Below are 12,735 nucleotides of genomic sequence, written 5' to 3' on the forward strand. Positions count from 1 at the left end.
TGGCGGAATGGGGCTGTGACTTGCGGTCTTGCCACACCATGAATAACCTTTGCTCCCGTTGTTTGAGAATTGTCCTGTTCCGGCAGAAAGTTGTGTTGTCCATGCGTGTGTCCGTCCGTCTGTTCTGCTCTGTTTCTCTTTCCACCCTGCTGGTTGCGGGTGTGGGGCTGAGCACGCCGCTCCTTGCGGCAGAAGCTCCGGTACCTGCGGTGGTGGCGGCTGGTGGCCGTGCGCCAGACAGCTTTGCCGACCTTGCCGCCAGACTGCTGCCCGCCGTGGTCAATGTTTCCACCACCCAGACCGTGCGGGAAGCTGATTCGGAAGAGGATGACGAGGACGATCAGCTCCCCCAGATGCCCAATTTCCCTCAGGGTTCACCGTTCGAGAAGTTTTTTCATGACTTCATGAACCGTCAGACAGACCCTAACGCCCCACCAAGGCGGATGCAGGCGCTGGGGTCGGGCTTTATTATTGATCCCACGGGTTACATTGTGACCAACAACCATGTGATCCGTAAGGCTGACCGCATAACCGTTACCTTGCAGGACAATACGGTCCTGACCGCCCATGCCGTAGGGCATGATGACCGCACGGATCTGGCGCTGCTGAAGGTGGATAGCAAAAAGCCGCTGCCTTTTGTCAGCTTTGGCGATAGCGAACACCGCAGGGTGGGGGACTGGGTGCTGGCTATTGGCAACCCGTTTGGTCTGTCCGGTACGGTTACGGCAGGCATTATTTCCTCCCGCGGGCGCAATATCGACCAAGGCCCGTATGATGATTTTATCCAGACCGATGCGCCCATCAACAAGGGCAACTCCGGCGGTCCGCTGTTTGATATGGATGGCAATGTCATTGGTGTGAACACCGCCATTTACTCGCCGTCTGGCGGGTCGGTTGGTATTGGTTTTTCCATTCCTTCCAACGAGGCACGGACCGTGGTGGAGCAGTTGCGCAAGACCGGCAAGGTCTCGCGCGGGTGGCTGGGTGTGCGCATACAGAACGTAACGCAGGACATAGCCGATGGTCTGGGCCTGACCCCCGCCAGTGGCGCACTGGTGGCCGGGGTGGAAAAAGCGGGACCAGCCGACAAGGCCGGGCTTAAAACGGGCGATGTAATCCAGAGCCTGAATGGCCAGCCGATTGAGGGCAAGGCTCTGCCCCGCCTGTCTGCCCAGTTGCCCGTTGGCACGCAGGCCAAACTGGGCCTGTGGCGGCATGGCAAGGTTATGGACGTTCCCGTGACCATTGGTGCCCTGCCCGAAGCCCCGGAGGAAGCGCCTGCCAAACCGGCACCGGCTCCCAAATCCGCCGCATCGGTCAGCTTTGCGGACTTTGGCTTTACCGTTGGCCCACTGGATGCGGCGGGGCGGCAGAAATACAACCTGCCTGCCAGCCTGAAAGGGGTGCTGGTCACCAGTGTTAAACCAGACGGCACGGCAGCCGACCGGGGGCTGAAGGAAGGCGATGTGATTACCGAGGTCCAGCAGGCCGAGGTTGGCACACCCGGCGCACTCAAACAGCGGGTGGAGGCTGCGCGCAAGGCCAAAAAGCGCTCGGTTCTGCTGCTGGTCCACGATTCGGATGGTCTGCGCTGGATTCCCTTCCCCCTTAACGCGGAGGACACCCCCTGATTGCCCTTTTAACGGGTAAGCGCGCCCCGGTACTGGACGTAGGGCGGTATTGCCCATGGCTTGCACGGTGGCTGAGCAACGCGACCGTCTGCCAGACCGTACGCCTGCTCAGTGCTGTGGGGGTTGCGGGGTTTGTGGCATGGCTGACAAACCTGCAGGAACCGGGCTGGGCGCTGATTACCTCGGTCATTGTAACCCAGAACAGCATTACGGACACAATCTCCAAGGGGCGTGACCAACTGGTTGGTACGCTTATTGGGGCTACGGTCAGTATTGTGCCCATTACGCTGCTTATGTTCCTGCACTGGCCGTTGTGGGTGGCATTTACCATTGCATTTGTGCCGCTGGCCATTCTGGTCTCCTGGAAGCCAGAAGCCCGCATGGGCGTGGTCACCCTTATGGTGGCGATTCTCTTTCCGAGCGATAATGACCCCTACCTGCGCCCGATCGAGCGTGTGCTGGCTATTCTGATCGGGGTGGGGTCTGGCACGCTGGTCACTTACCTTGTGCTGCACGAACAGGCCCGGCGTGATGCGTTCCGCAATGCCGCCCTGACGGTGCGCCAGATTGTGGCCATGCTGCAAAAAGCCCGCAGCGGGCATGTGGAATGGTCGGTCATTCAGGACATGAATGACGAATGTGCCGCCTCCCTGCGCAAGGTGCAGGCTGCACTGGAGGAGGCCCGGCGCGAACACTGGCGGCCACTGGATGAGCGCGACCCCATGCTTGCACGCCTGCCCCCCAGTATCCGGCAGTTGCAGATGGATGCGCTGGTGGTGGCGCGCGCCATACTGGTGCTCCCCCAGACCGCCACCCCGGAGGAGCTGGAGCAGGCGGCCAGCGTGCGTGCTGGCATGTTGCGTGGATTCCAGTGGATTATCCAGCGCTGCGAGAGCGAGGCCGTGGCCCGCACGGGGGATGAATACCGCGTTGCAGCCGAAGTGATGGCCGCTTTGCCAACAGAAAATGAAACGGCAGACCCGATCATACGTTTTGTGGTGGGTATTCTGCTGACGGACCTGAGGCAGCTCATCCAGCTTCTGGGTGAGGATGATTCGGACCGCGCAACCCCGTAACCAAAAAAGCTCCGGCTGGCGCAGGCCCCACGCCCGCAGCCGGGGCGTAAGCAATAAAGGGGCGTAAGCATGGTGGCGCAGCATAATCAGGTTGTTCGGGTGCATCAGACAGGTGGGCCGGATGTGCTTTTGCCCGAGTTCGTATCCGTTCCTCTGCCCCACAGGGGGGAGGTGCTGGTACGGCAGGAGGCGATAGGCGTTAATTTTATCGATACGTATTTTCGGAGCGGGCTGTACAAATTCCCTGACCTGCCTGCCATACCGGGCATGGAAGGGGCCGGGGTGGTAGAAGCCGTGGGGGCCGATGTTGTGGGCCTGAGCGTGGGAGACCGCGTGGCCTACGCCGGGGTGCTGGGGGGGTACGCCCAGTACCGGCTGATTGCGGCTGACCGGCTGGTTATTCTGCCTGATGGACTTTCCACCGAGGTGGCCGCCTCCGTTATGCTGCGTGGATTATCCGCCTATATGTTGCTCTGGCAGGTCCACCGCGTGCGGGAGGGGGAGAGTATTCTGGTTTACGCACCAGCGGGCGGCGTGGGGCAGTTGCTGTGCCAGTGGGGGCATTATCTGGGTGCGCGGGTTATTGGCGTGACCTCATCGGAGCATAAGGCGCAGATCGCACGGGCCTGCGGGGCGGCGGATGTGCTGGTGGGGATGGATAACCTGCCCGAGCGGGTGCGGGAGCTGACTCAGGGCGCCATGGTGCCCGTTGTGTACGACAGCGTAGGCCGCGCCACGTTTGAGACCAGCCTGTCCTGCCTTGCTCCGCGTGGGCTTATGGTCAGCTATGGCAATGCGTCCGGCCCGGTTACGGGGGTGGATGTTGGGGTGCTGGCGGCTAAGGGCAGCCTGTATCTGACCCGCCCCACGCTTTCCAGCTATATTGGCACGCGCCCGGCGCTGGAGGCGGCAGCACAGGAGCTGTTTGCCATGCTGGAACAGGGGGCTTTGCGCCCGGCAATCGGGCAGCGTTTTGCACTGGCGGAAGCCCACAAGGCGCATGAGGCGTTGGAGGCAGGGACCACGACAGGCAGCACCATTCTGCTTCCATAAGTATTTTGCGCGTCTGGCATGAAGTGGCGCGGCATTTATGGATGTGAGATGGCATGACGTGGCGCGCCATATACGCTACACAGAAAAAGAAACGCCCGACCCGTGTTGGGTGGAACCCCATATTGAGGATGCTCAAGACATGGCAAAATGCCCCAAATCCCCCTGTGCACGCGGCATTCTGGCACTCGGCCTGATCGCAGCGGTTGTGTATTTCATCCGCAAAAAGAAGTGCTGCGGCTAATCCGGCGTCGGGTTCGTTCCTGAACGCCCGACATACGGTAAAAACCCGTCTGGCCCACCAGACGGGTTTTTCTTTTGTGGTGGTGGCACCCCATGGGCCAGACCCGAACACACTGCGCAAAGCCGTGGCTTGTGTTATGGTGTGGGCGTTGTATCACTGCCAGTAACACATCTGGCCTGGCGCAGTCCGCTTCAGGCTTCTGACGGAAAGGATTGAGAGTGTTGCATCCTCTTGTTTCCCGCTTTTCCTCCAAGGCTGCGGCTTCTGTAGCGGCATGTGCGCTCGGTTTGGCTGGCATGGCTGCGCTGGTTCAGCCCACGGCCGCGCACGCGCAGGCCTCTGTTCTGCTCAAAAGCCAGCAGGCAAACGCCGTGGTGGAAAGCGTTGACCGCGAAGCGCGCGAACTGCTGCTGCGCGAAGGTAATGGCCACCTGCTGACCATCGAATATGGTTCCGCCGTTAAGGACGTGCCCCACCTGCATGAAGGGGATACGCTGAAAATCCAGTTCGTGGAAACACTGGGTGCGCAGCTTGCCCCTCCCGGTAGCCCGCTGCCAGAATCCACGCTGACCACGGCGCGTGGCTTTGTGCATGGTCATCCGCGCGGCATTATTGCGGCCTTCAACCGCGAACGTGCGACAATCAAGACCATTGATCTGGCATCCAGCACCATTTCCTTCACCACGGAAGGCGATGAGTCCCTGCATATTGCGGCCCTGCGCACCAAGGCCATGCAGGACTTCCTTAAAACGCTCAAAGTGGGCGACGTGGTGGATATTACCCGTGCGGAATCCATTACCTACATCGTTACCAACAAAACTGTTCCTCAGCCTGCTCCTGCTGCACCCCAGCTTGCGGCACCTGCGGGCGATATTATGGCCCCTGCTGCTCCGGCACCCGCCGCACAGTAAGGCCGTCTGGCCCTCCCTTGTGCTGCATAGTCCGGCGCAAGGGAGGGTGAGTGCCGCATAAAAACCGGTCAGCCAGCCGGTTGGCCTGTCTGCCATAGGGCGGGCGTTGTCAGGTTTACGCATTCCAGTAACCCTGATGGGCAAAGACGACAGGCGCGTGCGCACCATCAAAGCCTGCCGTGGCATGGCGCGCGCCAATGCCGCTTTCTCCTCCCCCCTTCTGCCCAATGGCAGAGCATCCTGCGTTATGCAGCAGCAATGCGCCATGAAGACTTACGTGGCCTCAGAGTATGCGGCGGAGCGGCCTGTTCTGCTCCATGCTGGTTCTGCTTACAATAAACAGCGTGAGTTGTTCTGGGGGCATGTTGATAAAGGCCGTGCCAGCCTTTGGCATTGTGCTGCAACTCTGGTGCGGGGGCGGCTGCTTCCGCCACGGTGCCAGCAGGTGCCGGTTGTGTCAGGCGGACTGCGGGAAGCCTGAACTGAGCAAGGCTGGCCATGGATGGCCAGCGGCAGCAACAAAGCAGGGCCAGAGCCGGCGGGTGCCGTTCTGGCCGTTCTGCTCGGTTGGTCTGCGCCGTTAGCGTGGAGTGCGGCGGGTCAGCTGGCTTACGTCGCGCACGGCACCACGGGCGGCACTGGTGGTCAGGGCCGCATAGGCCTTGAGGGCGTTGGATACCACGCGGTCACGCTTGGGCTGCCATGCCTGATCGCCCAGATCATCCATACGCGCACGGCGGGCGGACAATTCACTCTCTGCCACCGCAACAGACAGGCGGCGGTTGGGAATATCGATCTCGATTGTATCGCCTTCCTCTACCAGCCCAATAACGCCACCTTCGCCCGCTTCGGGGGAGATGTGACCAATGGACAGGCCCGAACTGCCACCCGAAAAACGACCATCGGTAATCAGGGCGCATTTTTCGGCCAGCCCCTTGGATTTAAGGTAGCTGGTCGGGTACAGCATTTCCTGCATTCCGGGGCCGCCTTTGGGGCCTTCGTAGCGGATCAGCACAACATCGCCGGGGTTGATCTTGTTGCCCAGAATGGCGGAAACCGCATCATCCTGACTTTCAAAAATCCGTGCCGGACCAGAGAAGGTCTCAAGCCCTGCGGCAACGCCAGCGGTTTTAACAATCGCGCCATCTTCGGCCAGATTGCCGTAAAGCACGCACAGCCCGCCGTCCTGATTATAGGCATGAGCGCCATCGCGGATGGCCCCGTTGGTCTGGTCCGTATCCAGCGTTTTGTACACGCTGGACTGCGAGAACGCGACCGTGGTGCGCACGCCCCCCGGTGCCGAGCGGAAGAATGTCTGGGCATCCGTATTGGATTCGGCACCGGGGGCGCGGATGTCCCATTTTTCCAGTGCTTCGGGCAGGTTGGCGGCATGGACCATCTTGATGTCGCGGTGCAGCAGGCCCAGCCGGTCCAGCTCGCCCATAATGGCGGGAATACCGCCAGCACGGTGCACATCTTCCATGTGCACATCCGGGCGGGAGGGGGAGACCTTGCACAGATGCGGCACCTTGCGGGAGAGGCGGTCAATATCCTTCATGGTAAAGGGCACTTCGCCCTCGTGTGCGGCGGCCAGCAGGTGCAGGACCGTGTTGGTGGAGCCCCCCATGGCAATATCGACCGACATGGCATTCTCGAACGCGGCCATGGTGGCAATGCTGCGCGGCAGGACCGAGGTATCGTCCTGTTCGTAGTAGCGGCGGGCAAGGTCCACAATCCGGTGCCCGGCCTCGACAAACAGGTTGCGGCGGGCTGCATGGGTGGCCACAAGGCTGCCGTTGCCGGGCAGGGACAGGCCGAGTGCTTCGGTCAGGCAGTTCATGGAATTGGCGGTGAACATGCCGGAGCAGGAACCGCAGGTGGGGCAGGCGGAGCGTTCGATGGCAAGGGAGTCGGCCTCGCTTACGCCGGGGCTGGCGGCGGCAACCATGGAGGTCACAAGGTCTGCGCGCTGCTCAATGTCGTCCAGTGTTACGCGCCCTGCTTCCATGGGACCACCGGATACAAAAATGACCGGAATGTTCAGCCGCATGGAGGCCATGAGCATACCGGGGGTAATTTTGTCGCAGTTGCTGATACAGACAATGGCATCCGCACAATGGGCGTTGACCATGTATTCCACGGCATCGGCAATCAGCTCGCGCGAGGGCAGGCTGTACAGCATGCCGCCGTGGCCCATGGCAATGCCATCATCCACGGCAATGGTGTTGAACTCGCGACCGATCCCCCCGGCCTCGGCTATGGCTTCGCACACAAGCTGGCCCATGTCCTTGAGGTGTACGTGGCCGGGTACGAACTGGGTAAAGGAATTGGCGACGGCAATAATGGGTTTGCCAAAGTCGGAGTCTTTTACACCGGTTGCACGCCACAGGCTGCGGGCGCCTGCCATGTTGCGCCCGTGGGTGGTGGTGCGTGATCGGTAGCCGGCCATTATGGGGTCTCTCTGCTGGAATGCGGGGTCATTATCAGGTGGTGGGGTATGCGCGGTGGTTCAACCGGCATGGGCGCGCACATTACGCCACATTCTGCTGGCTGTCAGGGCTGGATTGTGCAGAAATTGTCCGGCAGCTTCCCGCTGGTCGTGGTGGGTTACGGTCCGTGGAGGAGTCCGCCGTGCGCAAAGACCCTGATAACACTACAGTTTTGTGACAAAAGTCCGATTAAGGGGACTTTCATGGGGTCTTCGTGTTGCAGGAGAGCACGGCGTTCAGTATTTCTCGGCCCATCCGGCTGATAGTTCGGAACGGAGAGCAGATGGAAATTCCCGCACGGCAGTCCCTGCCCGCGATGAAAAAAGCCCCTTCCCAGCAGGGAGGGCAAAAGGGTGACCCCGCCTTCAGGCTTCTGGTAACGGCAACAGGTGTTGGCGTGCTGGTTGTTCTGGGTGCCATTATTGCCGTTATGGTGACTGGTGGCTGGAAGGCGTTTGCAACTTTTGGTCCCGGCTTTCTGGTTTCCGCAGTGTGGAATCCGGTCACGCAACATTTTGGGGCGGCAGCCCCGGTCTTTGGCACCGTTGTCAGCAGTGCGCTGGCGCTGATTGTGGCCGTGCCGCTGGCATTTGGCACGGCCTTCTGGCTTACAGCACTTGCCCCGCCTGCCGCAGCAGCGGTTATTGGCATGGCGGTGCAGCTTCTGGCGGCTGTTCCCTCCATTATTTTTGGCATGTGGGGCTTTTTTGTGGTGGTGCCGGTCGTGGCGCATTACGTGCAGCCTGCGGCCCGCCAGTTTTTGGGGCATGTGCCCGGCCTGTCCGCCCTTGTGGCGGGGGCACCGTTTGGTACGGGTCTGTTTACCGCAGCGCTTATTCTGGCGGTTATGATTACCCCGTCCATTACCGCCGTCATGCGCGATGTGTTCCTGTCCATGCCTGCCGTCCTGCGGGAGAGCGGGTATGGCCTTGGCGCCACCCGGTGGGAGGTCATGCGCCATGTGGTGCTGCCATGGTCCCGCCAGGGGGTTGTTGGGGGTATTGTGCTGGGTATGGGCCGCGCCATGGGTGAGACCATGGCCGTTACCTTTGTTATTGGTGATAGCAACCACATTGGCTGGTCGCTGTTTGCACCGGCCAACACCATTGCGTCCCTGATTGCCCTCGAATTCCCCGAAAGTCCGGCAGGGAGCCTCAAGCTTGCCTCCCTTATGGCGCTGGGTGCCATTCTGATGGCCATATCCTTTGTAACACTCTGGTTCTCCCGCTGGCTGCTGGCCCGTGGCGAACAGGCAGCAGGACGTTAAGGATGAAGGCGAACAATACCCTTATGCGGGCGGACCGTTCCGCATCGCTGCTGTGGCGCCGCCACCTGTGCGACCGGCTTGCCACCGTACTGAGCTGGCTTGGGATGCTTATTGTGGTGTTCATGCTTGGCTCCATTCTGTGGACCCTGTTCAAAAACGGTCTGGCGGGGCTGAGCGTGCACCTGTTCACCATGTCCATGGCGGCTCCGGGGCAGCCGGGTGGGTTGGCCAATGCCATTGTGGGCAGCATTATCCAGACCGGCCTTGCCATTCTGATCGGTGCACCAGCCGGGCTGATGACGGGCATCTATCTGGCGGAATATGGCACAACCAGCCGCATGGCCCGCACCGTACGCTTTGTATCGGACATGCTGCTATCCGCCCCATCCATTCTGATCGGCCTGTTTATTTACATGATGCTGGTGGTGCCGTTCGGGCACTTTTCCGGCCTGTCGGGCGCTGTGGCGCTGGCTATTCTGGCCATGCCCATTGTGGTCCGCACCACGGAGGACATGCTGCGCCTTGTTCCCGTTGCCATGCGCGAGGCGGGCATTGCACTGGGCGCGCCCAAATGGCGGGTTATCCTGTTTATCTGCCTCCGCGCCGTGCGGGCTGGCATTATGACCGGTGTGCTGCTGGCCGTGGCCCGCGTTGCGGGGGAGACTGCACCCCTGCTGTTTACCTCCCTGGGCAATTCCGAATGGTCGCTTGACCTTGGTCGCCCCATGGCCAGCCTGCCTGTCGCTATCTACCAGTATGCCGGTTCCGCTTATCAGGACTGGATGCAGCAGGCATGGACCGGCGCGCTGCTGGTTACTCTGGGTGTGCTTATCATCAATATTGTAGTGCGGGTCGGAACCCGCGGAGGACGGTCATGAGCGTAGAGGTTCCCGTAAAGACGGCAGGCATGACCCAACCGTTGGACACCGCCGCTCCCAGCAGGGATGCACACCCCGTGGCCATGCAGGTCAAAGGGCTGAACTTCTATTATGGTACGTCCCACGCCCTGCATGACATCTCGCTCGATTTTCCCGAGCGGAGCGTTACAGGCATGATCGGGCCATCGGGTTGTGGCAAATCCACCCTGCTGCGTGTGCTCAACCGGATGTACGACCTGTACCCCGGCCAGCGCGCAACCGGCGAGGTCATTTTTGACCGGCAGAATATCCTTAACGCCGGGGTGGACCTGAACGTCCTGCGTTCGCGCATTGGCATGGTGTTCCAAAAGCCAACGCCGTTCCCCATGTCCATCTACGATAACATCGCCTTTGGCATTCGCCTGCACGAGCGCGTATCCCGCTCGGAAATGGATGGACGGGTGGAAGATGCCCTGCGCCGTGTGGCCCTGTGGCCAGAGGTGCAGGACCGGCTGAGTGCTTCCGCCACGGCCCTGTCGGGTGGTCAGCAGCAGCGCCTGTGCATTGCCCGCACCATTGCCGTGCGCCCGGAAGTGATTTTGCTGGATGAGCCGACAAGTGCGCTCGACCCGGTCTCCACCGCCCGGATTGAGGAACTGCTGGATGAACTCAAGACCGAGTTCACCATCGCCATTGTCACGCATAACATGCAGCAGGCTGCCCGCTGCGCCGATCAGGTGGCGTTTTTCTATATGGGGCGGCTGATCGAAGTGGACAGCACCGCCCGCATGTTCACCACCCCGCGTGAGCAGCAGACGCAGGACTACATTACAGGCCGGTTTGGCTAACGGCCATTAGGGTAAGGCACGGAGGAAAGCGTTATGGGCAACGAACCCGCACATACCATTACCCGCTACGATCAGGAGCTTGATCGCCTGCGTGGCATTGTGGCGCGCATGGGTGGCTTGGTGGAGCGGCAGACCGCTCAGGCCATTGCCGCCGTGGTGAACCAGAATGAAGAAGCCGCTCTGGAACCCCCCGAGCTGGACCCCGAAGTTGATGCGCTTGAGCGCGAGGCGGAAATGCTGGCTATTCGCATTCTGGCCCTGCGCGCACCCATGGCGGTTGACCTGCGTGTGATTGTGGCCGTGCTCAAGATGAGCGGCGACCTTGAGCGTATCGGGGATTATGCCTCTTCCATTGCGCGCCGTGCCGCCAAGGTGGAGGTGCTGGATGGCGCACTCTCCTTTAGCGCCCTGCGGGCCATGGCCCGTCTGGTGCAGGAAAACCTGCATATGGCCGTGGAATCCATGGTCGAGAACGATGCCGAACGCGCGCAGGAAGTATGGAAGGCCGATACAGCGGTAGATGAGCTGTATACCACCATGTTCCGTGAGTTGGTGACCTATATGATGGAAGACCCCCGCAAGATCGGGCCGTGCATCCACCTGCTGTTCGTGGCCAAAAACCTTGAACGGATCGGGGACCACGCCACCAACATTGCCGAGCGTGTGTACTACGCCGTTACGGGGGAAATGCTGCCATCCGTGCGTCCGCGCGGTGGGGCTGCCCGCACCAACATCGAACAACCCGAATAAGCGCCACACGTCTGGCGCGCAGGCGGGCACTCTGGCTATGGCAGCCGGGGTGCCCGTTTTTGTTTGTGGGCTGTTAGTGCGCCTGTACGGTCAGCCCGATTTTCTGGGCCAGTTCCGGCATGGAGGCCAGATTGCCCAGCGTTGCCGCCACCATCATCAAAGGCATGGGTTGGGTGGGTTTGACGCCAATGCTCAGGGTCTGTTTGCCCGGATTGGCCAGCCAGTGGAAGAAGCTGGCAAAAGCCGGATTCTGCGCTGTGGCGGACTGGGACTGCACATAGGCCAGAAAATCCTGTGGCGGCAGGCCACGGGCGGTGGCAATGGCGTTCAGGGCTTTGGGCACCAGACCGTGGTCAAGGTAGTTCATGGTCATGGAGATGACCTGCATTTCCGCATTGCTGCCGTTCAGCATGGAGGCGGAGGCCGCCTGCCCGAACTCACCATTAATATGCAGCCGCCCCATGTTGGCGGAGTCGATGCTGAAGGTCTCCACGTGGAGTGCGCCGGTTTTAAGTGTATGTGTGTCGTTCAGGACCACATTGCCCACAAAACGGTCATACCCAAGGGAGGGCAGCCAGCCCAGATTGGGTACATCGGGCCAGAGTTCCAGCCCCTGAATGCTGGAGACTTCCTGCTCCGTGGCATCGGTACGGTTTGCGTGGGACAGAATGCGCCTAGCGTGCATAAGCGGCGTTGTGCCGTCTATGCTCAACTGGTCAATAGTAATGTCGCGCGTGGTAGGCTGGGCTGTGTAGGGCGCGCCGGTGGACAGGGTTTTGTACAGGTCTGCAAGGGCCACGCCATCCACCACAACGGAGTCGGCCTTAACATGGCGTGGTGGCGCCACATCGGTTGAGAGCTGGACTTTGCTGGCTTGCAGGTGCGAGGTTTCGTGCGCACCAAAATTGTCCATGCTGGCCGTCTCGGCCGACAGATCCGACTGTAAGGAGCTGACAAACCCGTGCAGTCCGGTCGCCTGAGCGTGTTCTATGCTCAGGGTCTGCACACCGGGGGTTGCGGGGTCTTCCGCCTTGGTGGGCAGGGCCAGATTGTCCATTTCCACCGTTTTCAGGTGCAGGCTGCCTGCGGGGTCCGCGAGCTGGAAATTGCGGAAGGTCAGGTGGTGAATCCGCGTTACGTCAGAATCCTGCGTATCGGGCTTGGTCAGTTCGGCCTCGTCCGCCGTAATGGTTTCCGGCCCTTGGCGGAAGACCAGCCCGTTAAAGCGCACGCTCCGCCCCAGCAGGCCCGGCCTTGCGCGGGTATAGGTAAAGGAGACATCCGGCCCCAGCGCCTGCTTGAACCGTTCAATCCCCTTGTCCAGCATGACACGTTCCGCGTGGTGGGCGCCAAACCAAGCAATACCGCCCAGAATGGCAATGCCGGAAGCCGTGACCAGAATATTCTTCTTCACCCGTTGGAAGTCCTGCTGTTTTTACTACAGACACCAGCTTTAGTGCATGAGGCGGAGGCGGGCAAGCCGGGGTACGGTAACATGTTACCTAGAGAAAACTGCCTGAAAATACGGTCATTAACTGCAATAACTCTTGACGGCCCGTGCGCCACCCATCATAACGCGCCATCAATACGTAACTGTTCTCATATGGAATCA

General features: G+C 60.7%; 13 protein-coding genes. 11 read left to right on the forward strand and 2 right to left on the reverse strand.

Annotated elements, in window-relative coordinates; genetic code table 11:
* Positions 1-101 precede the first annotated feature (101 nt).
* The 6 genes from Absy_RS02935 (at position 102) to Absy_RS02960 (ending at position 5,393) form a co-directional block, all read left to right on the forward strand.
* Positions 102-1,631, forward strand: a complete 1,530-nt coding sequence (locus Absy_RS02935; protein ID WP_048853240.1) for a DegQ family serine endoprotease — start codon at positions 102-104, stop codon at positions 1,629-1,631.
* Between the two features lie 71 nt (positions 1,632-1,702).
* On the forward strand, positions 1,703-2,707 hold the full coding sequence (locus tag Absy_RS02940; protein ID WP_276325217.1) for an FUSC family protein: 1,005 nt from the start codon (positions 1,703-1,705) through the stop codon (positions 2,705-2,707).
* Between the two features lie 69 nt (positions 2,708-2,776).
* Positions 2,777-3,760 (forward strand): quinone oxidoreductase family protein, encoded by a 984-nt coding sequence (locus Absy_RS02945; protein WP_048853242.1) that lies wholly within the window; start codon positions 2,777-2,779, stop codon positions 3,758-3,760.
* Between the two features lie 37 nt (positions 3,761-3,797).
* Positions 3,798-4,001 carry a hypothetical protein gene (locus tag Absy_RS02950; protein ID WP_048853243.1) on the forward strand — a complete coding sequence of 68 codons (204 nt, stop codon included), beginning with the start codon at positions 3,798-3,800 and terminating at the stop codon, positions 3,999-4,001.
* A 296-nt stretch (positions 4,002-4,297) separates the two neighbouring features.
* The gene (locus Absy_RS02955; RefSeq protein WP_048853384.1) at positions 4,298-4,912 is read left to right on the forward strand and encodes a hypothetical protein; all 615 of its coding nucleotides are present in this window, start codon (positions 4,298-4,300) and stop codon (positions 4,910-4,912) included.
* A gap of 106 nt (positions 4,913-5,018) precedes the next feature.
* The gene (locus tag Absy_RS02960; RefSeq protein WP_146802557.1) at positions 5,019-5,393 is read left to right on the forward strand and encodes a hypothetical protein; all 375 of its coding nucleotides are present in this window, start codon (positions 5,019-5,021) and stop codon (positions 5,391-5,393) included.
* Between the two features lie 99 nt (positions 5,394-5,492).
* On the opposite strand, the gene ilvD is transcribed toward Absy_RS02960, so the two are convergent.
* The gene (ilvD, locus tag Absy_RS02965; protein WP_048853245.1) at positions 5,493-7,361 is read right to left on the reverse strand and encodes a dihydroxy-acid dehydratase; all 1,869 of its coding nucleotides are present in this window, start codon (positions 7,359-7,361) and stop codon (positions 5,493-5,495) included.
* 20 nt (positions 7,362-7,381) lie between these two features.
* Here ilvD and Absy_RS02970 point away from each other — a divergent pair, with 20 nt between their 5' ends.
* The 5 genes from Absy_RS02970 (at position 7,382) to phoU (ending at position 11,123) form a co-directional block, all read left to right on the forward strand.
* Positions 7,382-7,579, forward strand: coding sequence for a hypothetical protein (locus Absy_RS02970; protein WP_048853246.1), 198 nt, complete (start codon positions 7,382-7,384; stop codon positions 7,577-7,579).
* Positions 7,580-7,684: 105 nt separating this feature from the next.
* On the forward strand, positions 7,685-8,668 hold the full coding sequence (gene pstC, locus Absy_RS02975) for a phosphate ABC transporter permease subunit PstC (protein ID WP_048853247.1): 984 nt from the start codon (positions 7,685-7,687) through the stop codon (positions 8,666-8,668).
* A gap of 2 nt (positions 8,669-8,670) precedes the next feature.
* On the forward strand, positions 8,671-9,546 hold the full coding sequence (pstA, locus tag Absy_RS02980; protein ID WP_048853248.1) for a phosphate ABC transporter permease PstA: 876 nt from the start codon (positions 8,671-8,673) through the stop codon (positions 9,544-9,546).
* The gene (gene pstB, locus Absy_RS02985; protein ID WP_084596837.1) at positions 9,543-10,373 is read left to right on the forward strand and encodes a phosphate ABC transporter ATP-binding protein PstB; all 831 of its coding nucleotides are present in this window, start codon (positions 9,543-9,545) and stop codon (positions 10,371-10,373) included. Before pstA ends, pstB begins: the two co-directional genes overlap by 4 nt.
* 33 nt (positions 10,374-10,406) lie before the next feature.
* Entirely contained in the window at positions 10,407-11,123 is a 717-nt protein-coding gene (gene phoU, locus Absy_RS02990; RefSeq protein ID WP_048853249.1) for a phosphate signaling complex protein PhoU, read from the forward strand.
* 73 nt (positions 11,124-11,196) lie between these two features.
* Here phoU and Absy_RS02995 read toward each other — a convergent pair whose 3' ends face one another.
* Positions 11,197-12,537, reverse strand: coding sequence for a hypothetical protein (locus Absy_RS02995; protein ID WP_048853250.1), 1,341 nt, complete (start codon positions 12,535-12,537; stop codon positions 11,197-11,199).
* Positions 12,538-12,735: the final 198 nt, after the last annotated feature.

The organism is Acetobacter syzygii, assembly GCF_000964225.1.
GTDB classification, from domain to species: Bacteria; Pseudomonadota; Alphaproteobacteria; order Acetobacterales; family Acetobacteraceae; genus Acetobacter; species Acetobacter syzygii.

Excerpts from the sequence above, each read along its gene's own strand:
- Absy_RS02935 (WP_048853240.1), top strand. The coding sequence starts at position 102 with ATGCGTGTGTCCGTCCGTCTGTTCTGCTCTGTTTCTCTTTCCACCCTG.
- Absy_RS02970 (WP_048853246.1), top strand. The coding sequence starts at position 7,382 with ATGCGGGGTCATTATCAGGTGGTGGGGTATGCGCGGTGGTTCAACCGG.
- Absy_RS02950 (WP_048853243.1), top strand. The coding sequence starts at position 3,798 with ATGGATGTGAGATGGCATGACGTGGCGCGCCATATACGCTACACAGAA.
- pstA (WP_048853248.1), top strand. The coding sequence starts at position 8,671 with ATGAAGGCGAACAATACCCTTATGCGGGCGGACCGTTCCGCATCGCTG.
- pstC (WP_048853247.1), top strand. The coding sequence starts at position 7,685 with ATGGAAATTCCCGCACGGCAGTCCCTGCCCGCGATGAAAAAAGCCCCT.
- Absy_RS02955 (WP_048853384.1), top strand. The coding sequence starts at position 4,298 with ATGGCTGCGCTGGTTCAGCCCACGGCCGCGCACGCGCAGGCCTCTGTT.
- Absy_RS02945 (WP_048853242.1), top strand. The coding sequence starts at position 2,777 with ATGGTGGCGCAGCATAATCAGGTTGTTCGGGTGCATCAGACAGGTGGG.
- pstB (WP_084596837.1), top strand. The coding sequence starts at position 9,543 with ATGAGCGTAGAGGTTCCCGTAAAGACGGCAGGCATGACCCAACCGTTG.
- phoU (WP_048853249.1), top strand. The coding sequence starts at position 10,407 with ATGGGCAACGAACCCGCACATACCATTACCCGCTACGATCAGGAGCTT.
- ilvD (WP_048853245.1), bottom strand. The coding sequence starts at position 7,361 with ATGGCCGGCTACCGATCACGCACCACCACCCACGGGCGCAACATGGCA.